Source organism: Hyphomonas sp. (assembly GCF_046313975.1).
Taxonomy (GTDB): domain Bacteria; phylum Pseudomonadota; class Alphaproteobacteria; order Caulobacterales; family Hyphomonadaceae; genus Hyphomonas.
On the sequence record NZ_JBKBXB010000048.1, the window covers coordinates 1 to 25,394 of the forward strand.

24 protein-coding genes are annotated in these 25,394 nt (G+C 61.7%); 14 read left to right on the forward strand and 10 right to left on the reverse strand.

Going from position 1 to position 25,394, the window contains the following annotated elements; translation table 11 throughout:
* The 6 genes from ACK4TE_RS13970 to rfbC form a co-directional block, all read left to right on the forward strand.
* The coding region (locus ACK4TE_RS13970; RefSeq protein WP_409912144.1) for an acyl-CoA dehydrogenase family protein at positions 1-320 on the forward strand (320 nt) is incomplete at its 5' end.
* 100 nt (positions 321-420) lie between these two features.
* The gene (locus ACK4TE_RS13975; protein WP_409912145.1) at positions 421-984 is read left to right on the forward strand and encodes a hypothetical protein; all 564 of its coding nucleotides are present in this window, start codon (positions 421-423) and stop codon (positions 982-984) included.
* Complete coding sequence (locus tag ACK4TE_RS13980; protein ID WP_409912146.1) at positions 981-1,607, forward strand: GNAT family N-acetyltransferase; 627 nt, start codon at positions 981-983, stop codon at positions 1,605-1,607. Before ACK4TE_RS13975 ends, ACK4TE_RS13980 begins: the two co-directional genes overlap by 4 nt.
* 115 nt (positions 1,608-1,722) lie before the next feature.
* On the forward strand, positions 1,723-2,358 hold the full coding sequence (eda, locus tag ACK4TE_RS13985) for a bifunctional 4-hydroxy-2-oxoglutarate aldolase/2-dehydro-3-deoxy-phosphogluconate aldolase (RefSeq protein ID WP_409912147.1): 636 nt from the start codon (positions 1,723-1,725) through the stop codon (positions 2,356-2,358).
* Between the two features lie 87 nt (positions 2,359-2,445).
* A complete protein-coding gene (gene rfbF, locus ACK4TE_RS13990; protein ID WP_409912148.1) occupies positions 2,446-3,222 on the forward strand; it encodes a glucose-1-phosphate cytidylyltransferase in 777 nt (258 codons plus the stop codon).
* A 4-nt stretch (positions 3,223-3,226) separates the two neighbouring features.
* Positions 3,227-3,757, forward strand: coding sequence for a dTDP-4-dehydrorhamnose 3,5-epimerase (gene rfbC / locus ACK4TE_RS13995; protein WP_409912149.1), 531 nt, complete (start codon positions 3,227-3,229; stop codon positions 3,755-3,757).
* Positions 3,758-3,908: 151 nt separating this feature from the next.
* On the opposite strand, the gene ACK4TE_RS14000 is transcribed toward rfbC, so the two are convergent.
* The 3 genes from ACK4TE_RS14000 to ACK4TE_RS14010 are packed head-to-tail and all read right to left on the reverse strand — an operon-like array spanning position 3,909 to position 7,448.
* Positions 3,909-5,105: an NAD(P)/FAD-dependent oxidoreductase gene (locus tag ACK4TE_RS14000; RefSeq protein WP_409912150.1), complete on the reverse strand. Its 1,197-nt coding sequence runs from the start codon at positions 5,103-5,105 to the stop codon at positions 3,909-3,911.
* Entirely contained in the window at positions 5,053-6,390 is a 1,338-nt protein-coding gene (locus ACK4TE_RS14005) for an NAD(P)H-dependent oxidoreductase (protein ID WP_409912151.1), read from the reverse strand. The genes ACK4TE_RS14000 and ACK4TE_RS14005 overlap by 53 nt, the downstream gene beginning before the upstream one ends.
* A 5-nt stretch (positions 6,391-6,395) precedes the next feature.
* Complete coding sequence (locus tag ACK4TE_RS14010; protein ID WP_409912152.1) at positions 6,396-7,448, reverse strand: NAD-dependent epimerase/dehydratase family protein; 1,053 nt, start codon at positions 7,446-7,448, stop codon at positions 6,396-6,398.
* Positions 7,449-7,750: 302 nt separating this feature from the next.
* Between ACK4TE_RS14010 and ACK4TE_RS14015 the strand changes: the two genes are divergently transcribed.
* A complete protein-coding gene (locus ACK4TE_RS14015) occupies positions 7,751-8,716 on the forward strand; it encodes a glycosyltransferase family 2 protein (protein ID WP_409912153.1) in 966 nt (321 codons plus the stop codon).
* On the opposite strand, the gene ACK4TE_RS14020 is transcribed toward ACK4TE_RS14015, so the two are convergent.
* Positions 8,692-9,870 (reverse strand): L-lactate dehydrogenase, encoded by a 1,179-nt coding sequence (locus tag ACK4TE_RS14020; protein ID WP_409912154.1) that lies wholly within the window; start codon positions 9,868-9,870, stop codon positions 8,692-8,694. The genes ACK4TE_RS14015 and ACK4TE_RS14020 overlap by 25 nt on opposite strands.
* 289 nt (positions 9,871-10,159) lie before the next feature.
* Here ACK4TE_RS14020 and ACK4TE_RS14025 point away from each other — a divergent pair, with 289 nt between their 5' ends.
* The 3 genes from ACK4TE_RS14025 to ACK4TE_RS14035 all read left to right on the forward strand — a co-directional run bounded on the left by ACK4TE_RS14025 (position 10,160) and on the right by ACK4TE_RS14035 (position 15,145).
* The gene (locus tag ACK4TE_RS14025; protein ID WP_409912155.1) at positions 10,160-11,446 is read left to right on the forward strand and encodes an outer membrane beta-barrel protein; all 1,287 of its coding nucleotides are present in this window, start codon (positions 10,160-10,162) and stop codon (positions 11,444-11,446) included.
* 67 nt (positions 11,447-11,513) lie between these two features.
* Positions 11,514-13,916: a GumC family protein gene (locus ACK4TE_RS14030; RefSeq protein ID WP_409912156.1), complete on the forward strand. Its 2,403-nt coding sequence runs from the start codon at positions 11,514-11,516 to the stop codon at positions 13,914-13,916.
* 74 nt (positions 13,917-13,990) lie between these two features.
* Positions 13,991-15,145: a glycosyl transferase gene (locus ACK4TE_RS14035; protein ID WP_409912157.1), complete on the forward strand. Its 1,155-nt coding sequence runs from the start codon at positions 13,991-13,993 to the stop codon at positions 15,143-15,145.
* A 19-nt stretch (positions 15,146-15,164) separates the two neighbouring features.
* On the opposite strand, the gene ACK4TE_RS14040 is transcribed toward ACK4TE_RS14035, so the two are convergent.
* Entirely contained in the window at positions 15,165-15,908 is a 744-nt protein-coding gene (locus tag ACK4TE_RS14040) for a GDSL-type esterase/lipase family protein (protein ID WP_409912158.1), read from the reverse strand.
* A gap of 88 nt (positions 15,909-15,996) precedes the next feature.
* Positions 15,997-17,277 carry an O-antigen ligase family protein gene (locus ACK4TE_RS14045; protein WP_409912159.1) on the reverse strand — a complete coding sequence of 427 codons (1,281 nt, stop codon included), beginning with the start codon at positions 17,275-17,277 and terminating at the stop codon, positions 15,997-15,999.
* 257 nt (positions 17,278-17,534) lie between these two features.
* Here ACK4TE_RS14045 and ACK4TE_RS14050 point away from each other — a divergent pair, with 257 nt between their 5' ends.
* From ACK4TE_RS14050 to ACK4TE_RS14065, 4 genes are all read left to right on the forward strand, one after another.
* Positions 17,535-18,737: an acyltransferase family protein gene (locus ACK4TE_RS14050; protein ID WP_409912160.1), complete on the forward strand. Its 1,203-nt coding sequence runs from the start codon at positions 17,535-17,537 to the stop codon at positions 18,735-18,737.
* A gap of 248 nt (positions 18,738-18,985) precedes the next feature.
* A complete protein-coding gene (locus tag ACK4TE_RS14055) occupies positions 18,986-19,171 on the forward strand; it encodes a hypothetical protein (protein WP_409912161.1) in 186 nt (61 codons plus the stop codon).
* Between the two features lie 122 nt (positions 19,172-19,293).
* A complete protein-coding gene (gene galE / locus ACK4TE_RS14060; protein WP_409912162.1) occupies positions 19,294-20,307 on the forward strand; it encodes a UDP-glucose 4-epimerase GalE in 1,014 nt (337 codons plus the stop codon).
* A complete protein-coding gene (locus tag ACK4TE_RS14065; RefSeq protein ID WP_409912163.1) occupies positions 20,279-21,430 on the forward strand; it encodes a glycosyltransferase family 2 protein in 1,152 nt (383 codons plus the stop codon). The genes galE and ACK4TE_RS14065 overlap by 29 nt, the downstream gene beginning before the upstream one ends.
* Here ACK4TE_RS14065 and ACK4TE_RS14070 read toward each other — a convergent pair.
* The 4 genes from ACK4TE_RS14070 to ACK4TE_RS14085 all read right to left on the reverse strand — a co-directional run.
* Positions 21,427-22,362 carry an RDD family protein gene (locus ACK4TE_RS14070; protein ID WP_409912164.1) on the reverse strand — a complete coding sequence of 312 codons (936 nt, stop codon included), beginning with the start codon at positions 22,360-22,362 and terminating at the stop codon, positions 21,427-21,429. The two genes, ACK4TE_RS14065 and ACK4TE_RS14070, sit on opposite strands and share 4 nt — an antisense overlap.
* Positions 22,359-23,357 carry a stage II sporulation protein M gene (locus ACK4TE_RS14075; protein ID WP_409912165.1) on the reverse strand — a complete coding sequence of 333 codons (999 nt, stop codon included), beginning with the start codon at positions 23,355-23,357 and terminating at the stop codon, positions 22,359-22,361. Before ACK4TE_RS14075 ends, ACK4TE_RS14070 begins: the two co-directional genes overlap by 4 nt.
* Positions 23,354-24,667 carry a DUF58 domain-containing protein gene (locus ACK4TE_RS14080; protein ID WP_409912166.1) on the reverse strand — a complete coding sequence of 438 codons (1,314 nt, stop codon included), beginning with the start codon at positions 24,665-24,667 and terminating at the stop codon, positions 23,354-23,356. The genes ACK4TE_RS14075 and ACK4TE_RS14080 overlap by 4 nt, the downstream gene beginning before the upstream one ends.
* Positions 24,664-25,394: AAA family ATPase (locus ACK4TE_RS14085; RefSeq protein WP_409912167.1), on the reverse strand; the 731-nt coding region annotated here is incomplete at its 5' end. The genes ACK4TE_RS14085 and ACK4TE_RS14080, both read right to left, overlap by 4 nt.

Below are 25,394 nucleotides of genomic sequence, written 5' to 3' on the forward strand. Positions count from 1 at the left end.
CGTTCCAGGCGGTGAAGCATATGTGCGCCGAGATGGCCGCGAAGCTGGAGCCATCGCGCGCGCTGATCTGGCATGCGGCGCATGCGCTGGACATTGGTGACGCCGAGGGGCCGGTGATGGCGACACTCGCCAAAGCGCACCTTGCCGAAGTGGGCACCTTCGTTGCGCGCACGGCGACCGAGGTGCATGGCGGCATGGGCTTCACCGATCTTGTCGGGTTGCATTACTGGTTCAAACGCATCGGCGTGAACCGGCAATTGCTGGGCTCACCCGAACAGGCACGGCAGGCGGCTGCGGAGCTGCAGGGATTGGTCGCCTGATCATTCCACAACCGGTGCGCGAGTTCTGGCTTGAACACTCGCGTAACTTGTGAGAGATATTTTCTCGAATACACGCACTGATTGTGTTCGGGGACATGCTATGAAAGATGCCTTTCCGCTGGTGAGGATCGACAATGCCGGGCTGGCCCGGCGTGCCGGCGAGTTCGGTTTCCGGCGCGCGACCTATGCCGATCTGCAAGCCGGCATGGCGCTGGCAGAGAAGCTGACGGGGCAGGTGATGGCGACGGCGGCGTCGATCCACTGGATCGATGGACTGACGGGCATGGCGGGCTGGGTGGCGGGCGAGCCGGTGGACGGCGTGTTCATCACCGTGGCGCTGAGCGCGGCGGGCGTGGAGGCGGTGCGGGATGGCAGCTTCGTGCCGTCCTGGCCGTCACTGGCGCATCTCGCCTGCGAGGGCGAGGACTGTGCAGGCGTCTATATCGGCGTCTATGCGGGCGCGACGAAAGAGGCGCGGCGGCAGGTGATGATGGCCGCGGGTGTGACGCGGGTGGAGTTCTTCGCGCTGGTGCCGGTGTTTGCGCGCGGGGCGACGGAGGATGGCAAACGCTCTATGGCGTCGCTGGGCTTCTCGCCGATCGAGGGCGGGCTCGCCGACCTCTGGGGACAGGCGCCGCTGACGGTAAAGGAGCAGGCCGCATGAAGCCGCGCCCGGATTTCGGCGAACTTTCGCTGACGCGGCCGCTGGAGCCCGCGATGCTGGAGACCTATTCGGCTGGGCCGGTGCGGACGCTGGAGGAATACCAGCAGGCTATGACGCTGCGAGCGGCGGTCTACATGGCCGAGCAGGATTGTCCGTATGAGGAGGAATATGACGGGAATGATTTCTCGTGTACGCATTTTCTCGTGAGGGCGGGCAGCGCACCTGCGGGCACCTGCCGGGTGCGCTGGTTTGCTGGGTTTGTGAAGATTGAGCGTTCCACGATCCTGCCGGCGCACCGGGGCACGCCCGCGCTGCGGGTGCTGATGGCGGAAGTGTGCGAGGTGATCTCGCGCAAGGGATACCGCGTGGCGCTGGCGCAGATACAGGCGCGACTATGGCCGGTGTGGAACCGGGTATTCCGGTGCCGGCTGGTGGAGGGGCGCTCGCCCTTCGACTTTTCGGATTTCGACTATTGCGAAATGGAAATTCCGATTGCGCCGCACCCCTATGCACTCTCCATTCGGTCTGACCCGCTTCAGATCATCCGCCCGGAAGGGGACTGGGACCGGCCGGGTATCCTGGACCGATCGGCGGAGCGTTCCGGCGGGCAAAAGGCGGCCTGACGCAAATTCGCAAGGCTGGGCCGCGCGGGGTGGCGCTTGTCATTTTTCGCGGCGCGGGCCACTACAACGTTGACACGCCCGGACGGGTGGCGCGTTGCAGGGAAGAGACTTGCCGATGGCCGACATGATCAAGAAACTCGACGCGGCAGCGCGCAAGGCCCCGGTGGTTCCGGTGATCGTGGTGGACGACGCGAAGCAGGCCGCGCCTCTGGCGAAGGCGCTGGTAAAGGCCGGGATAACCATCGCGGAAGTCACCCTGCGCACGCCGGCGGGGCTGGCGGCGATTACCGCCATGAAAGCCGAGGCGCCTGAACTGCTGGTGGGTGCAGGTACGGTGCTGACCGGGAACGACGCCGATGCCGCGCTGGAGGCGGGGGCGGAATTCCTCGTTTCGCCCGGCATGTCGCCGGGGCTGCGCAGCGCGCTGAAAGGCCGGGAAGACGTCATGATTCCGGGCATCATGACCGCGAGCGAGGCGATGGCCCGGCATGAGGAAGGCTTCCTGCGGCTGAAACTGTTTCCGGCCTCGATCGCGGGCGGAGCGCCAGCGCTGAAGGCGCTGAACGGGCCGCTGCCGCACCTGAAATTCATGCCGACCGGCGGGATAAGCGAAGACGAGGTGAAGACTTACCTCAAGCTGCCCAACGTATTCGCCATTGGCGGGTCATGGATCGCCAGCCAGGCCGATATTGCAGCGGGCAACTGGGCGAAAATCGAGGACATCGCGAAGCGTCTGCTGGCGCTGGCATAGGCGATGCACCTGCTCAGTTAAGCTTCGTCGGGTACGGATCGGTAATCCCGTTCCGGCACGGTTGATGATGATTGAAGGGGCAGGTTTGTGAAAGCGGTGATTTTTGCGGGTGGTTTTGGTACCCGTCTAAGCGAGGAAACGGCCCTGCGGCCAAAGCCGATGGTCGAGATCGGTGACCGGCCGATCCTGCATCACATCATGGAGATGTATGCCGCGCACGGCATCACGGATTTCGTCGTTCTCGGGGGCTACAAGGTTGGGTTCATCAAGGACTATTTCCTGAACTATCACTGGCAGAAGAGCGACTTCACCATCGACCTAGCGACCGGCGACATACTGTGGTCGGACAAGCAGGCTCTGCCATGGAAGGTGACCGTTCTGGACACCGGCCTCGATACAATGACGGGCGGTCGACTGAAGCGTGCCAGGCATGTGATCGGCAACGAAACCTTCTGCCTGACCTATGGCGATGGCGTTTCGGATGTCGATCTCACTGCACTGATCGAGTTTCACCGGAAGTCTGGAGCGAAGGCGACCGTTACGGCTGTTTCGCCGCCGGGACGCTTTGGCGTGCTGGGCCTGTCGCCCGACACCGACCGTGTGCAGGCCTTCCGCGAGAAGGACTCCGTGGACGCTGGCCTGATCAATGGCGGCTTCTTCGTATGTGAGCCGGATGTGTTCGATCTTGTCGATGACGATACGACCGTGTGGGAGCAGGAGCCTATGAACCGGCTGGTGGAGAAGAATGCGCTGGCAGCCTACCGCCACCAAGGCTTCTGGCAGGCGATGGACTCGGTGCGCGACAAGCAGGTGCTCGAGGCCGCCTACGCCAAGGGCGCGCCCTGGCTGAAGAAAGGCAAGTAATTCAATGAAATTCCATGCAACCACCCTCAAGGACGCGATGCTGATCGACCTTGAACGCCGAGGCGATGATCGAGGTTTTTTTGCACGCACGTTCTGTGTTGATGAATTCTCCGCTCACGGACTGCCGACTGAGTTCGTGCAGCAGAACATGTCCTACTCCGCCAACAAGGGCACGCTGCGCGGCATGCATTTCCAGCGCGCGCCGCATGGCGAGGACAAGCTGATCCGCTGCCTGCGTGGAGCGATTGTTGACATCATCATCGACCTTCGCCCGGACTCGCCAAGCTACAAGAAGTGGGAAGCGTTCGAACTGAACGATGAGAACAAGCGCCAACTGCTGGTGCCGAAGGGCTTCGCCCACGGGTTCCAGACGGTGTCGGACCACGTTGAAGTGACCTATCTGGTCTCGGCGAAGTATACGCCCTCTGCAGAAGGCGGCGTGCGCTGGAACGATCCGGCATTCGGGATCGTGTGGCCACTGGAGCCGACCGAGATGTCGGACAAGGACCGCAACTGGCCGGATTTTGCAGGCTGACGGCTTCGGGATTTGCCATAGAAGAGGCCCGCCTTTGGAGGCGGGCTCTTTTTGTGAGTGACTACCGGGCCGAACATCCTTGCGAAGGCAGTGGTCCAGATTCCTGATGCGCTGGATACCTGGCTTCGCAGGTGCCGGCGTAGAGGTCGCACTAATCCTTCAGTGCGGCCACGACGGCTTCAGCGATTGCCAGCGAGCTCGTGAGGCCGGGGGATTCTATGCCAAAGAGGTGGACGAGCCCGGCATGGCCGTGGCGAACGGGACCGTCGAGCTGGAAGTCGGCAGCGGGCTGGCCTTGCGGCGAAATCTTGGGACGGCAACCGGAATAGGCGGTGGTTATCGAGCCATCGGGCAAGGCCGGCCAGTATTCGCGGATGGCGGCGTAGAAACTGTCTGCCCTGCGGATGTCGACGCGGTAGTCGATCGTGTCCGGATCGTCTGTGTGCAGCCATTCGACATCCGGGCCGAAGCGCATCTGGCCGCCAAGGTCGAGCGTGACGTGGACGCCAAGACCGCCATCGACAGGCGCCGGGTAGATCAGGCGTTGGAAGGGCGAGCGAACGGTGCAACTGAAATAGTTGCCCTTTGCGAGCGTGAAGGGTGGCAGAAGGGCGGGATCATAGCCTTCCATCGCTCGGGCGGTGCGCACGGCGTAAAGGCCAGCACTGTTGACGATCTTGCGTGCGACAAGTGTCATCGGTTCGGCGCCGCCGGCCTCTATCCGGAAGCGGCCATCGGAGAGGATTTCGGAAGTTGTGACGGGTGCGTTAAAGGCAATGACGCCGCCATGGTCTTCCAGTTCGCCCTGCAGCGAGAGCATGTAGCCGTGGCTGTCCAGGATGCCGGTTTCGGCTGAGAGTACGGCGGCCTTGCAGGAGAGATGCGGCTCCATGGCCATCGCTTCGGCGCCGGAGAGAAAGGAGAGGCCTTCAACACCGTTGCGCTCGCCCTGCGCGTGGAGGCCTTCCATTTTGGTAATCTGGCCTTCGGATGAGGCGACGATCAGCTTGCCAGTCTTACGGTGAGCAACGCCGTGAGTTGCCATCCAGTCATACAATTTGCGCCGGCCTTCGACGCAGAACTGATGGCGCAGGCTGCCGGTCGGATAGTAGAGGCCCGCATGGACGACTTCGCTGTTGCGCGAGGATGTGCCTGTGCCGATTTCGCCCGCAGCTTCGAGGACGAGGACATCATTGCCGACGCGGGCCAGCGCGGCGGCGCACGCAAGGCCCACAGCGCCTGCTCCGATGACGACGGTATCGACTTCGGTCATGTGCGCCTCAATCAGTCCGTGATCAGACGGTTTCGGTGGCAGGCACGAGGCCGAAATGGCGTTCCATCTCGGCATAGTATGCGTCGATCTTGCGACCGGCAGGAATAGTCACGTCTGCGAAAGTGAGCACTGTGTCCTTGGCGATGTCGCGCTTCAAGGTGCAACCTTCGGCAAGACCCATCGGCAGGAGACGGTCTTTGTGGACGACCGGCGCGTTCTCAGCCTGGCCGTAGGTGTCGAAGCCGCCAATGCCGTCGAGCGTCTGACCCGCCTTCAGATCGTGCTTTGCAACCGCGATGACACCAACCGTGGGCGCGCCGAGCGGCGTGAGGGCCGCATCATGGAACAGGACAGCGCGGGCGACGGTAAGCGGCACTTCGAAGTGGCAGAGGTGGTAGGGCGTGTAGAAGAGATAGTACGGGCCCTTGCCGAGCTTGTAGAGGTTCAGGTAGTGAGCCTGGCGCGGATCTTCGTGCGTACCCAGAACAAATACACCGGGGCCGGGGCGTGCGCCGACGACGAAGTCAACGATACCAGGTCCGGTGGCATCGATGTGCGGGGCGAGCATCTCGACAAAGTCTTCGAGCGGGCGCAGCGGCAGGGTCGGGTTCTTGTTCGTCGGGTCCGGGCCGACCATTCCGCGCTTTGCTACGCGCATGCCGGTGCCGTTGGCGACGATAGCCTGTTCATAGGCGATCTTGGTGCCGTCCGCGAAAGACGTCACCATGTTGACGTTCTGGCCCCATTTCTCGGCAAAACCGCGCTGGGTGTCCGGTGTGCGGTATTCGTCCTGCAGGCCCTTGATGTTGCCGCAGAGCACGGGCTTCACACCGATGGATTGCACGAACCGGTAGAGGTTCATCTGCACACCGGGCTGGTCGCCGTCCACATTGGTAATGACGACGCCAGCCTTGTCGGCTTTGACTTTCAGCAGCGGGCCGACGGTGCCGTCGAGTTCTGCGTTCATCAGGATGACGTGCTTCGCCGTCTCCAGGGCGCCTTCGACAGCTTCGAGCGCATAGTCCATAGAGCCGGTCGCTTCGATGATCGCGTCGAGACCTTCGGCGCGGGCGAGGGCGCCGGGATCGGTGGTGACAACCGGCTTGCCTGCCTTGATCGCCGCCGAAATTTCTGCGGCCGTATCGGCCAGCACCACGGTTTCACCCGTGCGGCTTGCTTCGAACGCATCGACACCGCGCTGCGGCTGGCGCGCGGCAATGCCGCAGAGAACCATTCCGGGTACGGATTTGGCGATCTGCAGGGCAATGCCGGAGGCCATGAAGCCTGCGCCGATCATGCCGACCCGGATGGGGTGGCCTTCGGCTTCGCGTTTCTTCAGTGCGGTATCGACGATGATCATGGATGTCAAACCGTTGCGAGTTCAGGCGTTTTCCAGAAGAGTTTGTCGTCCAGCAGGTGGGCGCCGCGCAGTTTCATCAGCATCTTCAGGCGCGTGTAGGGCGGCGCCTGGAAGTCTTCTGCCGACATGTTGATGCTCTCGAACACCTTGCGCATCTGCTTGGCGCCGAGTTCGGCCGTCCACTGGCATTTGAAGTCCGGCAGCACTTTCTGGATCTTGTCGAAGTTCACGCGGTAGGAGCGGTTGTCCGCGCCTTGCGTGCCGACTTCCAACTCGCAGCCTGGGAACTCCTTGGCGACGATCTGGGCGATCTCGATGACGCGGTAGTTCTGGTCGGACGAGCCGACATTGTATTTCTGGCCGCGGATCGCATCGGCCGGAGCGGTCAGCGAAAGGTGCACGGCCTGGCACATGTCGAGTGCGTGCACGAGCGGACGCCAGGGCGAGCCGTCCGACAGGAGCTTGATCTTTTTCGTCGTCCAGGCAAGGCCGCACAGGTCGTTCAGCACGATGTCGAAACGCTGGCGCGGCGAGGCACCGTATGCGGTCGCGTTGCGCAGGAAGCAGGGCTCGAAATCGTCGCCGGCCATCTTAGAGAGGTCGTTCTCGACCTTCACCTTGCATTCGGCATAGGCCGTCTGCGGGTTCACGTCCGAGGTTTCGTCGAGAATCTGGTCCGGCTTGCCAACGCCGTACACGGAGCAGGAGGACATGTAGACGAAGCGCTTGATGCCGGCCTTTCGGGCGAGGTTGGCCAGGTGGACGGAGCCGCCGTGGTTGATCTCATGGGTGAGGGCCGGGTCCTGCTGGCCGAGCGGATCGTTCGACAGCTCGGCGAGATGGGCGATGGCGTCTAAACCCTTGAGGTCGTCGGCAGTGATCGAGCGGATGTCCTTCGACAGGATCATCGGGCGCGGCACGTTGGTTGGGTACAGCCAGCCGGAGCGGTAGAAGCCCGTATCCAGGCCAACGGCTTCAATGCCGCGCTGCAGAAGGTACGGACCGAGAAGCGTGCCGATGTAACCGTCGGCGCCGGTGAACAGAACTTTCATGGCCATGAGATGGAACTCCCTACCCGGCCCAAATGTGCATTCCGCATGCCACGTCGGACGTGATCTGGAGGCAGCGGGAATGCGCTTTCCTTATCACGCGTGCGCGTGCTCGAAACCTAGCCAAGTGCGCGCAGGACCAAATTAACCCTTGCGGGGATGATCTGAGGTCAGCTGTGTGATGCGGACCCGAGCAGAGTGTAGGGAATGATGCGCCGGATTAAGTAGCTGGTCTTGAAATCTGCCCCGTTCTGTGGCCACGAACTTGCACTCTGGGCAGGATACAGTTTGCCCGCGTTGGAAGTTCACTCATGTTCGTGAGTGTTGTCTTACCTTGTTACAATGGCGCATCAACGCTTGGCGTGATGCTGGACTCGCTTGTCGCCCAGACCTGGGATGGAGACTGGGAACTGGTCTTCGTAAACAACGGTTCCACAGACAATTCCGTTGAACTCGCAATGAGCTATGCTGACCGCCTGCCGGTGCGTGTTGTGCAGGCTTATATCGGGCATGGGCCGCAGGGCACTGTGGGCCATTCCTACACAGTCGGTTTTCGCGCTGCCAAGGGTGATGTGATCCTGGTTTGCGAGTCAGACGATGAGTGTGACCCTGACTGGATGAAGTACATGATCCAGGCGCTTGAGACCTGTGACTTTGCCGTACCTGCGCTTGAGTATGAGAAACTTAATCCGCCGACCATGACCTGGGGCAAGGATCGCGGGCTTCAGGCACGGGGTGAAGGACTGTCATCCGTCGTTGGGCCGCTCCATCTGCCTTTTGCCGCCTGCAATGCCATTGGCATGACGCGGGCCTGCTATCAGCGGGTCGGCGATCCTACCGACTGGATCGGCACGGCGTGGGATGTCGACTATTGCTGGCGCGTGCAACTGGCAGGAATGAAGCTGACCTTTGTGCCCGAGGCCATGATGCATTACCGGCTGCGCGACACAGCCGCAGGCCGTTTCCGACAAGCGCGGGCCTGGGGCAAAGGGCACGTCAACCTGCATATCCGCTATGGCATGCGCCCGTGGTGGCGCTACCTGACGTTCAGCCTCTATCGTCTGGTGCGCGCTGGCCTGCAACTCGTGCTGGGCCCCGTCTTCACCAAGCGGCCCTATGCTTATTGGGTGTTCGACTGGGGTTTCGCCCGCGGCCAGCTTGATTCACTCCCGACACTGCTGAAGGCGCAGATAAAGCAGGTGCCGCCGGATCACAGAATTCTCGCGGGAGAAAAGCCCGAAGGTCCTCAGACTTACATCGCGATCCCTGAAGCCTGATCGAGAACGGCGGGGCCGATCTGGCTGGTGTCTGTGACGCCGGTCAGTGCCATTGAAACAGAAAATTCATCAAGGAAAGCCTTGAGAAGGTTGGATAGTCCTTTCTCTCCGGCGCCGGCAAGCGCGTAGACCCACGGCCGGCCCATCATGGCCCCGTCCGCGCCGAGGGCGAGCGCTTTCAGCACGTCCTGACCGGAGCGCACGCCGCCATCAATCAGGATTGTCAGCTTGCCGGACACCTTCTCAGCAATGCGCGGCAGCATCGAGATGGAGGAAGCGACCCCGTCGAGCTGGCGGCCGCCATGATTGGAGACGATGATGCCATCGACACCGGCGCGCGCGGCCTCCTCGGCATCTTCGGGGCTGAGGATGCCCTTGATGACGAAGGGGCCGCCCCATTCCTTCCGGATCCAGTCGAGATCGGCCCAGCTGATGGCGGGATCGATCTGCGAATTAGCCCAGGCCGAGAAGTCGGCGGGGGTGGAGGCGTTCTTCACATAGGGGGAGACGTTGCCGAGAACGTGCGGCCCGCCGCGCAGGCCGACATCGATGACCCAGGCGGGGTGCAGGACGTAGGAGATGGGCCCTTTGCGCAGGTCGGCCCAGAGCCCGCCGCCGCCGCTCATCGTGTTTCGCACATCGCGGTAACGGGCGCCGACGACGGGCAGGTCAACCGTCAGGACAAGGACGGATGCGCCGGCGGCCTTCGCCCGGGCGATCAGGTCGGCGCAGGCGCCGCGGTCGCGGATCATGTAGAGCTGGAACCAGAACGGGCCGGTGGCTGCTGCGCCGACTTCTTCGAGCGAGCAGACCGAGAGGGTGGACAGGCAGTAGGGAATGCCGAAACCGTTGGCCACCCGGCGGGCAGCTGCTTCGCCGCGGCGGGCCATCATGCCGGACAGGCCAACCGGGGACAGGGCAAGGGGAAAGGTTAACTCCGCCCCGAAAAGCCGTGCCGAAGTGGTGCGGGCGGAGACGTCTTTCAGGATGCGCTGGTGCAGGGCCAGGCGTTCGAAATCGGCGACGTTCCGGGCCAGGGTGACCTCGCCATAGGCGCCGCCATCGAGGTAATCGAACAGAAAACGGGGCATCCGCCGCTCGGCCAGGCGGCGATAGTCCTTAACCGATGCGGGGGCGAGGTTCAGGGTCGGCATGGCGTTGTTTTAACCTGAGTATTTGGTTTTTCTTGGTCTGGAGCCTGCTGCAGGGGCAGCCATTGCTTTCGAATTCTTACTGCCGGGCATCCGCAAAGTAACGGTTGAGCTGTTTTATTAACGAATATTCCGGGCCGCGATATTCAATTTCGAATCATTTCCGGGTACACCCCAATATGCGTCCAAATCCCGGGAAAATCCGGGGTTTTGGGATGGTATTGAACTTGCACGGGTTGCCGAAGACAACCCAGGCCATGTCGGCCTCGCAGAGAAACTGGGGAATGGTGAAATGTCCAATCTGAAACGCCTGAGCCTGATGAGTGCTGCGGCCTGCGCCCTGATGACGTCCGTCGCAGTGGCCCAGACCGATAACTATTACAGCCGGGATAAATACGAAGCGGTCCGCGACCGTGCCCAGCCGGAGTTTGACCCGGAGCCGGTGCGTCTTGGCACATTCGTCGTGCGCTCGATGCTCGAAGCCGGCCTGACGTCGAACGACAACGTGTTTGCGACGCCGAACAACAGCGAGTCCGATATTGTCGCCCGCGTTGGCGTCGATGTGTCCGGCACGACCGACTGGAGCGTTCATGCCGTCGGCTTCGATGCTTCAGCCTATCGCAACGAATATCTCGACCTGAGCGATGAATCGACGACCGATCTGACCGCCCAGGTTCGCGGCCGGCTCGATGCAACGCGCGAGCTGTCTTTCAGCGCTGCTGCGTTTGCTGAAGACCGCGCCGAACCGCGTACTGACTTCGTCAACGCTTTCGGCGTCGATCGTCCGATCGAGTACACGCGCACCGGCTTCACGCTGGGCGCCGACTACCAGAACGATCGTATCCGCTGGAACAACAGCCTCGGCTGGAGTGATGAGAACTACAAGGACGGCCGCGCCCTTGGCACCGGAGTGGTGATCGACCAGGACTACCGTGACCGCTCGGTTCTCGATGGCCGTACGCGTCTTTCCTACGCTGTGTCTCCGAACCTCGCAGTCTACACGCAGGCCACCTATGGCAAGAGCGAGTATGACAACACGCAGGACTTCGGCGGCATTCAGCGCTCGCGCGACTCCACCGGTTACACGGTGTCGGGTGGTGTCGACTTCGAACTGACAGCGCTGGTCCGCGGCGATATCGCGGTCGGCTACCTCAATGAAAAGAAGGATGACAGCTTCTTCGAAGACGTCTCCGGTCTTTCGATCGATGGCCGCATGCAGTGGTTCCCGACGCGTCTGACGACGTTCAATTTTTATGCGGGCCGCCGCGTGGTCGATGTTGGTGCGTTTGACTCGCCAAGTGCCGTCGAAACGCGCTTCGGCGCCAGTGTGGACCACGAACTGCTGCGCAACGTTATCCTGTCGGGTTATGCCGGTGTATCGAACTATGAGTATGAGGAGACCGACCGCGAGGACGAGAACCTCGAGATCGGTGCCGTGGCGACCTACAAGATGAACAAGCGCGTCCATTGGGAAGCTTTCGTCCGCAACCGCGAGCGCGATGTCTCGGGCGTCGGCGTGTTCGGCGATCCGTCCTACGGCGTGACGCTTATCGGCGTCGGCATCAAGCTCTACCCGTAAGCCCTTTCCTATCCCGGTAGCCGGTTCCCACGCCGGCTACCGGTTCCCCCATCCCAGAGGCCGTGCCTTGACCAAGTCATTCTCCATCGAACTTCCGCCCAATATCAGCGCTCCCGGCGCGGACATGTCCACCAGCCAGCCGCTTGATCTCAAGGCGTTGGTTGGCATCGTCTATCGCCGCTTCTGGTTGATCCTGGCTGGGTTTGTCACGACCTTCGGCATCATTGCCTACATCACCTTCACGTCCACGCCGATCTACAAGGCGGAGTCGGTTGTTCAGCTGAACACCCAGGAACGCAACGTCATCGATCTTGGTGCGATCTTCTCCGGTCTTGGCGCAACGACGGCGGTTGTCGATACAGAAGTGCTTGTTCTCGGCTCGAAATCCCTGCTGACCCGCGTTGCCGACCGTCAGAAGCTGGTTGAGGACCCTGAGTTCAACGCCTCCCTCCGGCCCGAGAAAAAGGGCCTGCTCTCGCCGGTCAAAGGTTTGATCAATTCTGTGACCGGGGCTGAGCCCGAGAAAGATCCCTTTGCCGGGATGTCTCCAGAGCAGCGCCAGAAGGTAATGCTGGAGTCGACGGTCGAAGAGTTGATGGGCAAGGTAAATGTCAAACGTGTTGGCACCACCTTCCTGATCACGGTCGAAGTGTCGAGCGAGTCGCCGGAAACGGCCGCGCGCCTCGCAGATGAAATCGCCGAGCAGTACCGCGTTCAGCAGCTCGAAGAAAAATACGAAGCGACCCGCAAGGCCACTGAATGGCTCTCCGAGCGTGTGTCGGGCCTGCGTGAAGAGGTCGAGGAAAAAGAGCGCCGCGTTGAAAGCTACCGAGCTGAGTCCGGCCTGCTGGCCGCCCAGGGCGCGACGCTGACGGAACAACAGATCGCTTACATGACCACCCAGAAGGGTACGCTGCAGGTCGAACTCGACCGGGCGCGCGCCCGCTATGAAAGCATGCGCCGGCAGATCGCTTCCGGCGCCGGCGCGGACGGCATTTCCGAAGTTCTTGGATCGGGCGTGATTTCCGAGCTCAAGACGCAGCGCGCGGTCATCAATCGCCGCGTTGCTGAACTCGAAACCAAGCTTGGCCCGCAGCACCCGGAACTGATCAGTGCCCGGAACGAAGCGGCTGACATTGATCGCCAGATCGATGCGGAAGTGCAGCGCATCGCCGGCAACCTTGAGAACGAACTGCGTGTGGCGCAGTCTCAGATCGGCTCGATCCAGGGCGAGATCAACCGTTCGACGGCGCAGCTGCGCGGCAATAACCAGGCGCTCGTCCGCCTGCGCGAACTTGAGCGTGATGCCGAAACCAGCCGCACGCTGCTTGAAGAATTCCTGGCGCGCTCTAAACAGACGCGCGAGCAGGATGCCCTGATTTCTGCTGACGCCAACATCCTGTCGCGCGCCTCGGTGCCGGAATCGCCGAGCTCGCCCAAGACGCTGCTGAACCTGATCATCGGCTGCCTTCTGGGCGCGATCATCGGTGGCGGCATGGCCCTGATTGCCGAAATGTTCGACATGAAGATTTCCTCGACAGAGGATGTCGAGCGCAAGCTGCAGGCGAACTCCATTGGCTCTGTGCCCCTGATCCGCACCGCAAGCTTCCTCGGCCTGTCGCAGACCAATCCGGCAGACTTCCTGGTTGAAAACCCGCTATCGGCCTATGCGGAGAGCATCCGCTACCTGCGCGCAGCGATCGCCTTCTCGGATCTCGATAGCGAGACCAAGACGGTTGCGATCTGCTCGTCACTTCCGGATGAGGGCAAGACCAGCCTGACGCTGTCACTCGGCCGCATGTCGGCGATGTCGGGCTCGCGCACGCTGGTGATCGACGGTGACTTCCGCCGCCGTCAGCTGACGGAAATGGCTGGTCTTAAACCGGAGATCGGTTTCGTCGAGCACCTGTTCGGCGCCGGCCAGCTGTCGGATGCGATCGTCAAGGATCGCAAGACGATGCTCGATATCCTGCCGCTCTCCTCGAACGGTCACACGCCGCATGACGTGTTCGGCACGCGCGCTTTTGACGACCTGCTCGCCCGCCTGCGGTCGATGTATGACCTGATCCTGATCGACACCGGTCCGCTGCTTCTCATGGCAGAAGCCCGCGTGGTGGCCGGCAAGGTCGACAAGACGATGCTTGTCGTGCGCTGGCGCCATTCCGCGCGCTCTGCAGCGCGCCAGTCGCTCGCGCTGCTGAACACGTTCAAGGCAGATGTGCTGGGCGTGACGCTCAACATGGTGGACCTCAACCGCCGCCGCCATCACCGTGATCCGGGTGCAACCTACAAGGCGTATCGCAAGTATTACCAGATGGACGAGAAGCCCTCGGTCTTCAACTGGCCGGGCAAGGACAAGCGCAAGGCCAAGCAGGCGGCCAAGGCGCCGAAAGGTTCGGTGGCCGTGCAGGTTCCGCCCTCCAAGGCAACGGGCCGCACGGATCCGGCAGACCGGATCTCCGCCGAGTAAACAACCGGGCAGGGCGCCGCAATGGTGGTGGCCCGCGCCTGCACCGGTTTGCCGGGCATAACTGGAAGCAACGGATGACGCGGATTGCCTTCTTTGGTCATGATGCTGCCGATGCGGCCGTGCGCCGCCGTGTGAAAGGTTTTATCGGAGACGGTCTGGACGTGACCGGTTTCATGATGCGCCGCCGCGATCCCGGTGAGCTCGACTGGGACAATATCGATCTCGGGGAAACGCGTGACGGCGCGTTCGTGCAACGAATCCGGCAGGTGTTTACGGGCGCGCGCATTGCTGCTGCGAACAAGCACAAGCTTGCGGCTTGCGATCTCATTTATGCGCGCAATCTCGACATGCTGGCCTGCGCGTTTCTCGCCAAGCGGTATGCGAAGCTGGATACGCCGGTTATTTACGAAAGCCTCGATGTTCATCGGCTGCTGACGCGTTCCGATGTCATCGGGGCGGGTATGCGCTGGATCGAGCACGCGTTGCTGAAACGGACAGTCGGGCTGGTGGTTTCCTCGCCCGGTTTTATCCGGAACCATTTCGAGAAACACTATCCTGGCGATTACCGGGCATTCCTTGTCGAGAACCGTCTTACTCCGGATACTGACTATGGTTCGCGCGTCTGCGTGCGAAAGTCTGTGGCGGCGTCGCCGGGGCGCCCGCTCCGTCTTGGCTGGGTCGGTATTCTCAGGTGCCAGCGATCGCTGAACCTGTTGTGCGCGCTAGCGGACCAGTTTCCGGATCAGCTTGAAATCCGCCTGCACGGTCTGCCGGCTCGTTCCGAAATCGCGGAGTTCGAGCCGGTAATCGAGGCGCGGCCCAACATGACCTATTTCGGCCGCTACCGGGCGCCGGAAGACCTCTCTGCAATATATGACGAGCTGGACGTGGTCTGGGCCGGAGACTTCATGGAGGCTGGTTACAACTCCGTCTGGCTCCTGCCGAACCGGATCTATGAAGGCGGCTATTACTGCACGCCGTCGATTGCGCCTGCAGGCACAGAGACGGCCGCCTGGGTGGCGCGCCACGCCTGCGGATTCATCATTGATGAACCGCTGGACGAAACATTGCCGGAGCTCATCCGCACACTGATTGCAGATCGGGAATCCATTGCCGGATACGCGGGAGCTTTGTCGAAGCTTCCGGAGGATACCTTTATCCAGCCGAGGGGTTATCTTGCCGGCATCGTGAGCGAGGCTCTGTCACTCGGAAAGCGCAAAGCGGCATAGTCGCTGGCAGCGAGGCTGGTTAACGCTTCGCAGTTCCCAGGTTGTATTCGCGCAGGGCGCCGGAAACGAGTGTGGACCAGACCGCATTGCCGGCATTGTTTAGATGCAGGCCGTCATCGGTGTAGGCATCCTTCAGGGCGCCCTTGCTGTCGACCAGGACCCGGTGCGTGTCGAGCAGGATAAATCCGTATGTGCGGCTTTGCTTTTTCAAGAGGGAATTGATCGCGCGAACTTTCCTATTGGGCTCCTCGCCCCAGCGCAGGGGAAATACAGTCTGCACAAGGATGATCGTATCCGGGCTTCCGGAATGAATGCGGTTCACAATTTTCCGGATGTTCGAGACAGTGGTCCTCGGTGAATTCCGTGTCCAGATGTCATTGGTGCCTATGAGCAGAAATACGGCGCGAGGCCGGCTCGAGGTGATTTCTTCGAGGCGGGTCAGAACCCCGTCCGATGTGTCGCCGCTGATCCCCCGGTTGCGGATGTTGGGATCAGAGGGAAGGGTCTTTGCCCAATCGTTCAGCTCGGTCAGGCTGTCGCCCAGCATGACGATCTTGCCGCACTCCAACGGGGCATTGCGAAATTCGCGGATGCGCTTGCGGAAGTGATCCTCCGCGAAGTCTGTATGCGTCTTGACCTTCAGCGTATCTGACGGAAATGCGCTTGCCGGAATGGGCGCGCAGCGGGTGTTTGTGTCCGGTTGTGCCGTGGCGGCCCAGGAAACGGCGAAGCTTAGAGCCATGCCGAGGGCAAGGGCGCGCATTGGACGTCTGTTGCGCGGCAGGGAAGGCTTGTTCGCAGACAAGTTTCCGTCACTCCCTACTCGCCGGCAATCAGCGTTGCCGGATACTTCAGTTCTCGTTCTGCACAAGGCGCGCGCGACCGACCATTTTGCGCGATCCGATATCGAAGGCGGCGAAGGCTCCGAAATAGAATACCGTCACGATCGTGCTCGATGTACCTGCGGGGTAAGATTCCGTGAAGCAGGACGCTGCAATGATACAATAGAAGATCAGGAATGCCGAATTGACGATCGAGCCGTCGCGGAGCCAGAGCGCCAGCGTGCGAACGCCGGCCCAGACCATCGTCAGCAGGAAGAAGGCCAACCCGATGAAGCCGAAATGAACCCGAACTTCCCAGAACGCGCTGTGGAAGGAAATCTTGGCGCCGGGATCGGAGTGATTGAGTTCGTTCAGCGTCTGGGCAAGGCCGACATTGCGCTGCCAGAAACCCTCAAGGCCGACGCCGATCCACGGATGCTCTTTTGAAACCAGCTCTGCCGCGTTCCAGATCCCCGTTCGACCGGTGAGCGTTCCGTCCTTGCCGACCATGTCGAGGAAGTCCGCGACGAAAGTGTTCTGCGGCATCGACAGCAGGATGAGGCCGACGGTGAGGAGCAGGATAAAGATGAGCGCCAGCATGAAGGTTCGCAGGTGCATGACGTTCGACACGGACAGCCAGAACACCTTTACGCCGAGAAGAACGACCATGCCCAGAACAGCGAAGACAAGCGAAGTGGCCGAGTCGGCATTGAGCTGGATGACAAAGGCAAGCGGCGCCGCAAAAAGGCCGAGGAGACGAATTGTGTTGATCTCTTTCGAGTTCAGCGCCGTGGCGAAACAGACCAGAGTTACGATCATCATCTGGTAGGCCAGAAGGTTCTTCTGTTCATAGGGGCCCCCGTCTGCGAGGGTCGCAAAATACGGAACGCAGTAGAGGGCTGCGAGGGCGCCCGAGATGGTCAATACGCGCAGCAGTTCTGTCGGCCGCAGCCGGATGGCAACGACTACCAGCAAAATGGGCGTCAGCAGCAGCAGGCCGGCAGACCGGATGGCCTCCTGGGGATAGCCGGTCCAGAAGATCGAGAATGTCGCGAAGATCGGATACGGCAGCAGGTACCAGCTTTTTCCGAGGATCGGCAGCGAGTCCCTGTGATGCCAGGCGAACATGCCCAGCATCACGAGGATGCAGGCATACCGGATCAGCGAGAATTGCGGCAGGGGCAGGTATAGCGCAAAGAACCAGACCACAAACATTGCCTGCTCCCAGACCGGAGCCTTGCTCTCGTCCTGGTAGATGTTCAGGTATGCCACGCGCTGGGCGGGGAAGTGGGCGAGATGTGAGGGCGGCAAGGTAAATGGCTCTGGTGACGACCTGTCAGTGCTTGCAAATGCTATGCCCTGCCGCGGTGCGATTGCAACTCGGGTTGCCAGCTTCCGGAACCGATAGCAGACATGGGTGGGTCTATGCTTAACAAGGTCCGGCGAATTGCCGGCATTCCGGCAGGAAACGGTCAGGAATTGCGCAAGGGCCGGGCTGGAATGGATATTGCAGCGGCAGGCGCTTCATTTGCGTGGCTTGGTATGCGGGGCTGATTAGGTCGATGTTCTTGAAAAACTTCCTGACTCCCAAGGTTTTCCACCGGAACATCGATCCGTCCAAGTACCGCCTGGAGATCGACGGGCTGCGCTTTTTCGCGATCATGGTCGTCATGATCGGCCACCTGCTCGAGCGTATCCACCGGTTCTGGATGGAGCCCAATCCGGGGCTCGACTTTGCGCCTGCAAATGCGCTGATGCATTTCTTTGCAAGCCCCAACCAGGGTGTGCTGCTGTTCTTCGCGATCAGCGGGTTCATCATTGCCAAGCAGATGCAGGATGTCGCCCCCGGCCGCTTCGATGCAGGCTTTGTCGGCAAATACTATATCCGCCGCATCACGCGGATCTTCCCGCCCTATTACCTGATCCTGCTTGTCACCTTCGTGGCCTACTTCTTCTTCGGGCTGATGCCTTCCGGACTCAACCGGTCTTCGGAGGCGGACATCCCGCTGCCTGCCAGCCTCGCGGCGAGTCTGTTCTACATGCATGGTGCGCTGTTCGACTCGATGCCGAAATTGTTCGCCCTCGGATGGTCGCTTGAGGTCGAGGTGCAATTCTACCTGATTGCGCCGCTGATCTTCCTCGTGCTTTTCCGCGGGGATGACCGTTCTGCGCCCTGGCGCTTTGCATTGATGCTGGCCTTGTTCTTTGCGATCTCGTTCCTCGCCATCAACAAGCTGGTCCCGGTAAACGCCTATACCATCCTCTCCTACATCGTATATTTCGGCGTCGGGATCACGCTGGCGCGGCACGAGGACGCCTTTCAGCGCGCCTTCAGCCACTTCGGTTCGCGCGCCAGCATGGTGCTGGGATCGGCTTGCGTGATCGGTATGTTCTGGCTGGGCAATGCGCGATTTGAACCGCTTGCTATGACTCTGATTTACTGGCTCGGCAGTCTCGGCACGATCATCATTCTCTTTGGTCTGGCGTTCCAGCCCGGCACGATGTTCGGCCGCTTCTGCCGGCTGCCCTATGTCACCTATATCGGTATGGCGTGCTACTCGCTCTACCTGGTCCACATGCAGCTGTTCCATGTCGCCGCGATCGTGTTCGGAAAGTTTGTGCCGATCACATATCTTACGGTTGCTGGCGGGTTTACCTTCATCATGCTGGGCGGAATCGCAGCGGGCCTCATCTTTTTCGCGCTCGTCGAAAAGCCCTTCGCGGCGTGGCGACCGTTTTCCGCGAGACCGAAAGTCCAGCAGGTGGCCTGATTTGCCTGCGTCCGCAGATGTCCTCCTGAAGATGAAAACTCCAGCCGGGTGAAGGCCTTAACCGCGCCACCTGCGAAAAATGCCTGATTTTCGGGCATTTTTGGCCCGCTGATTCGCCCGACCCTTGCCGGATTTGTGCCTGATTTGGCTGGCATCTTCCCATAACGAACCAGTATGGGTGCGTATCGACTTATACTTCCTGTTAAGTCTTGCCCGCTTAATTTATATCCATGTCGAGTTCAGAATCCATGCTTCCGATCGAACGCCACGCCTTCGCGTCTAATGTGAGGATGTCCGCACGGGCAGACCATGCACTCATGGACGATTATGCCGAAGGAAAATGGCCGATCTGGCTGCGTCTGGTGACGATCATCGGCCTCAGTGCGGGGCTCTGGGCCGCGATCATTTGGGCGGCGATCTCGATTTTCGGCTGATCCACAGTCCCATCCCCTGACATCCGCCATCCAGTGGGCTGCGGACCGGGAATTGCATATATTGAATCAATCAGCCGGCCGCCCATCCAGGCGGCTTTGCTTTGTTTGGTGTGAGGGTCGAGATGCCGGGAAAACTATTGGTCACGGGCGGTGCGGGCTATGTGGGCAGCCATTGCTGCCGTGCCTTTGCTGAGGCGGGCTGGCAGGTCACGGTGTTCGACAACCTGTCGACGGGTTGGCGCGATCTCGTGAAGTGGGGGCCGCTGTTCGAAGGCGACCTGCAGAATCTGGCAGACCTGGACGCAGCCTTTGCGAGCATCAGACCGGACGCCGTGGCGCATTTCGCAGGGTCAGCGCTTGTCGGAGAATCCGTCCGTGAACCGGCAATTTATTATCGCAACAACACAATGGCGACGCTGAACCTCCTCGAGGCGATGCGCCGGCACAAGACGGGCTATCTCATCTTCTCATCGACCTGCGCCACTTTCGGCAACGCCCGCGCGGACTCGATCGACGAGGCGCATCCGCAGGCGCCGATCAATCCCTATGGCATGTCGAAGCTGATGGTCGAAACGATGCTGCGCGATTTCGATGCTGCGCACGGCATCCGCTCGATCCCGCTGCGCTACTTCAATGCGGCCGGTGCGGACCGCGATGCGATGACCGGCGAGCGCCATGCCTGCGAAACGCATGTGATCCCGCTCGCGCTGAAAGGCGCCTATGACGAGGGATATGAGTTCACGATACTCGGCAGCGATTTCGACACGCCGGATGGCACGGCCATTCGGGATTACATCCATGTGGAAGACCTCGCCGATGCGCACCTGCGCGCGCTGAACGCCCTCGAGAAAGGCGCAGCCTCTACCGCCTTCAATCTCGGCACCGGCCGCGGCACCAGTGTCGCGGAAATCGTTGCGGCCGTTGAGCGCGGAACCAATCGCAAGGTCCCGCGCCGCTATGGTCCCCGCCGTCCGGGCGATCCGGCGAAGCTGATTGCGTTGCCGGACAAGGCAAGGCGCGAACTGGGCTGGGTGGCAACGCGGTCTGACATCGACAATATCATCCGCACGGCGCTCGCCTGGCACCAGAAGGACTGGGAACACGCGCATGACCATGCCGGACATGCCGCAGGCTGAAAGCGGCGGTTTGGAGTGCATGGAGATGACACAGGCCCCTGCAACGCCTGAAGCGCCGGAAGCCGGGACGCTGCCGCGCCTCTCCGTCATCATCGGATGCTTCAACTATGGCCGGTTCCTGCCGCAGGCGATCGACAGTGTGCTGAGCGAAAATGTTGGCGCAGAAATCATCGTCGTCGATGATTGTTCCACCGACAACTCGCGCGATGTAATGCGCAGCTATGGCGACCGGATCATTCCGGTCTACCAGCCGGAGAACCAGGGGCAGGGTGCAGGGTTCAACGCCGGATGGGCGCGCGCAACCGGCGACCTGATCTATTTTCTCGATGCGGATGACTTCGTTCTTCCCGGCAGTCTGAGGCAAGCCCTCAGGCTGCATGAGCCAGGTATCCTGCTACATCACTTCCGTATGCGGTACACGGACGAAACCGGCGCGCTCGGCGGTGTTCACCCGCCCATGCAGGTTGCACTGGCGCAGGGGGATATCTCGCGCCAGCTGCGGGAGAACGGGCGCTATACAACGAATGTCACCTCCGGCCTCATCTTCTCTCGTGAAGGGCTGGAAAAGGTGATGCCGATTGACGCCTCAGCGTTTCGGATCAGCGCAGAGGGCTATCTCGTCGCAACTGTGCCTCTATATGGCGCGACGCGCGCGCACGACGTGCAGCTGTCGGCTTATCGTCTGCATACCGCGCAGAACTGGAAAGCCGGGACAGATTTCGGCGCGCGGGCCCGCAAGGGGCTGAAGCATGACGGCGACCGCTACGCTGCCATCCGCGCGCATGCGGCAAAGCTCGGCCTGCCAGTGGCGGACAATCTCGGCGACGCGGATCTAGAGCACCTGAACGACCGGCTGATCTCCCTGAGTTTTGCACCGGACCAGCATCCGGTTTCCGGCGACAGCATCGGCAAGGTCGTGCACCTCGCCAGGGTTGTGAAAGTCGAGGGGGGCGGCGCAAAGGCCAATGCGGCGCGCACGGTCTGGTGGACGATGATGGGCTTGCTGCCCGGTGCGCCGCGGCGGCAACTCCTGCGCTGGAAGATGGACCCGGCGACACGCCCGGCCTGGCTGGCGTCAACCGGCCGCTTCCTGCGGACACGTCTCGGCGTCGTCGTGCGCTAACGCGCGTCGTACTTGTCGGTCTTGCGCTCGCCCAGCAGCATACGCTGCTCCAGATGCCGCCGAAGCGCCGCATAGTAGGCTTCAAGGAAGGCGAGATCCGTCTCGCTATCGATCTTTTCCCAGCAGATCTTCGTTCGGATCCTTGCGGCGACCTGCGCCTTTACGTCCGGCGTCGACTGGCGCAGCACATCCTCCAGTACATGTAGTTCGTGGATGCCATAGGCTTCTGTCTGCTGCCGTGTGAAGACGTAACGCGAGCCGCTTTGCGGGCGGGCGGCAGCGGAGGTGATGTCTTCCATCAGTTTCGCCTTGGGCGCCTTGATCACCCAGGTGCCGGCAATCAGGTCGCCCACCCGCAGCTTGTCGCGGTTGAAGATGGGGAACAGAAGGAACACCCCGGACCAGAGTAGGCCGAACAGCGCCATCCATCCGCCTGCGGCGCTGCCTGCACCCATCATGACGAACTGGAAGGGGAGGCCGACTTCGATTTCACGGATGAAGTTGCGCGCCAGAACGGAATTCGCCGTCAGGCGGCCGCCGTCGCGGGAGGCGACCCGCAAGCCGAGGATGCGCTTGCCGGGCGTTGCCGCGCGCTGCCCGATTTCGAAATAGATGTAATAGAAATTCCGGACGAAGAAGTAGAAGACCAGCCAGAAGGCGAAGGCGACATTTGTGCTGCCCATGCTCAGCGTCCGGCTCAGATAGTCGAGGCCGAGCAGCGTGGCGATCACGATCACCCACTGGATCGCCACGTCGATCATGAATGCGCCGCCGCGTTCGGCGGCGCTCGCCAGTTTCAGGTGGATCGCCGCGCCTTCAGGCGTCACCAGCCGGCGCACCATCTTGGCGATGCGCATTTCCTCCGCCATGCGCGCCCGGCGCTGGATCGCGGCTTCCATGCTGACACTGGTTCGCGGCGCGGGCTGGGTCATAGGACGCCATCCTTCCGGGGCAGGAAGAAATAGGCCAACCAGAACGCGAGCGTGCCGCCGGCGATGGAATAGCGCAGGATGTCGGAATTGATCAGCTGGCGGCCGAAACCTTCCAGGATAGCCGCGATGATCAGCATGATCACGCATCCCATGGCGATGGTCGCAGCTTTCTGACCCGCAACTCGCGCCGAGGCGAGCCGCGTTCGCGCCCCGGGAAAGGCGACGGCGCCGCCGATGATGAAACCTGCGGCGCCTGCAAGGACAATCGCGAAGAGCTCGGTTACGCCGTGGATCATCAGCCAGCCGGTGAATTCATAGCCGAGGCCCTTGTCCCAGAAGACCGCGTACATCGAGCCGATCATCACGCCGTTGTAGACGAGCAGCCAGGCGGTCGGGATGCCGAAGGCAAAGCCGAGCGCGAAGGCAAACAGCGCGATCTGGGCATTGTTGCTGAACAGGAAGCTCGCAAAGGCGGAGAGTTCTCCCTCGCCATGACCTTGTGTGTAGATCGTGCTCCGGAGGTATTCGACGGTGGCGTCCGGGTTACGCCCTTCCATGAAATTCTGGCCGTGCAAGGTCCAGTACCATTCCATGTCCTGCAGGCAGAGGAAAAAGGCGAGCGCCCAGCCGCCGAAGAAGAAGAATGCCGACAGCAGCGTGGACCAGACGGAGGTTGCCACGGCCTCCGGCCAGTCGCGCCGCAGGAATTGCATCATCCGCTCACCGAGCGTCGTGCGGGCGCCGTAGACGAAGAAGTAGGCGCGGGTGCACAGGCCCTCGAGATAGGTGATCGCATTCTGGTCCAGCGAGATCGACCGCGCCACGGACAGCGACGAGACGGCCTGCCGGTAGAGGCGCGGCAGGGCGAGCATCTGTTCATCCGACAGGCTTTTCACGCCGCCATTCTCCGCGCGCGTCAGGATGAGGTCCAGCTTCTGCCAGTCGGCCTGGCGCTCCTCGCGGAAACGGTAGGATTTCAGGAGGTCGCCGCTCACAGCATGTCCCTCCGCTTGATCTGCAGGTAGCGCGAGACAAGTTCGGCTCCGAAATGTTCGGGCCGTGTCTCGATGATCTGAACGCCCATGCGCTGCAGCCGGCGGAAGACGACATCGCGCTCGGCGAGCAGCGTGTCCGCAATCACCGACCGGGCGACATCCTGCGCGGTCTCTGGCGGCGCGTCCGCAAATTGGGATAGGGCGGCGTCCTCGAAGGTGGCGAACAGGACGAGGTGACGGTCCGTCAGGCGCTTCACATTCTCCAGCATCAGTTCCGCCGAGATCGTGTCGACAAAGTCCGAGAAGATGATGATCAGGCTGCGCCGTTCCAGCCGCCCGGCAAGGTTTGACAGCGCGAGCGTGAAATTTGCTTCGTCATCGGAGTAGTCGAGTTCGGCGGCAAGCGCCTGCGCTTTCGGGAAACTGCTGGTGCCGGTGAGAAAGCCTGTGCTGACACCGGGGCGCGAGGAGAAGCCATAGAGCATGGTGCGGTCACCGTTGCGCAAGGACACATAGGAGAGCAGCAGGCCGGCCGTCACGGCGCGGTCAATCTTCGGCACATCGCCCAGCGGTTCGCTCATCAGGCGGCCGGTGTCGAAGGCGAAGACGATATTGTGGTTGCGCTCGGTCTTGAATTCCTTGGCCAGCAGGTGCCTGTGCCGGGCGGAGTGTTTCCAGTCGATGGCGCGCCGGTCCATGCCGGAGGCGAATTCGCGCAGTGCGTCGAACTCGCTGCCATCGCCGCGCTCGATCTGTGTCTTGATGCCGAATTCGGCGTCGCGCGAAAACATGCGGATGGCTTCATCCCGCACCCAACGCGCGTTCGGGGTGACGGGCACCTGCAGGTTAAGCGGCTGGATGTGGCGCTTCTGGATCAGGCCGAGCGGTCCGCGCCACCGGCTCCAGAGGCGGACGATTTCAGCCATGCCCCGCCGGACGGGCTTCAGCTGGATCGTGTACGGACGACTGCGCCCGTACCAGCCCTGCAGGCCTTGCGGCGCCTGTGACGGAAGCAGGGCATTGGTTTCAAGCTGTATCTCGATCCGCGCCGGTAACGGGCCCCGGGAGAATGAGAGCTCGATTTGGGCCGGGTCCTCGCTGCCCACATAGAGCAGCGAGGGCAGCGATACTTTCGCAGTGTAGTGCCGCACCGAAGCGGCGAGCAGCGTATCCACCGCAATGAGGGACACGACAGCCGCAATCCAGCCCGCCGATACGATCCACAATTCCGGCCGCAGCAGCGCAATGGCCAGCATGATTGGCAGGCCGGCCAGCATCAGGAAGATGGCGCGGAGTGTGGGAGAGATCACCGGGGCGCCGCCGTCTGTTCGATGATGCCCGCAAGTGTTTCCTCCGTCGTGCGCCCTTCAATGTCGGCGGCAGGCGAGAGGAGCACGCGGTGGCGCAGGGTCGGCAACGCAAGGTGTTTCACATCGTCCGGAATCACGAAGTCGCGCCCATCGAGCGCGGCGCGCGCGCGGGAAGCTGTGGCGAGCGCCGCCGCTGCGCGCGGGCTTGCCCCGGTTTCCAGGGCCGGGCTGGTGCGCGTGGCGCGGATCAGGTCGACGATATAGGCAATGATCTCGTCATTGAGGCGCACTGCGGACACGGCGTCCACCGCTGCGTCGAGGTCTGCAAGCGAGACGACAGGCTGGATGCCGAAACCATCCGGCGTTTTCATGCCGGTGCGCGTGCCGTGTTGCGCGACGATCTTCAGCTCTTCCTCGCGGCTCGGATAGTCGAGCGTGTGCTTGAACAGGAACCGGTCGAGCTGCGCTTCCGGCAACGGGTAGGTGCCCTGCTGTTCGATCGGGTTCTGCGTGGCGATCACCGTGAAGCGCGGGTTCAGCAGATAGCTTTCGCCATCGATCGTCACCTTGCGTTCCTGCATCGCTTCCAGCAGCGCGGCCTGCGTTTTCGGCGGGGTCCGGTTGATCTCGTCAGCAAGCAGGATGTCGGTAAAAATTGGGCCTTTGGTCAGGCTGAACGTGTTGGTCTGGAAATTGAAAAGGTTCGTACCCAGAACATCGCCGGGCA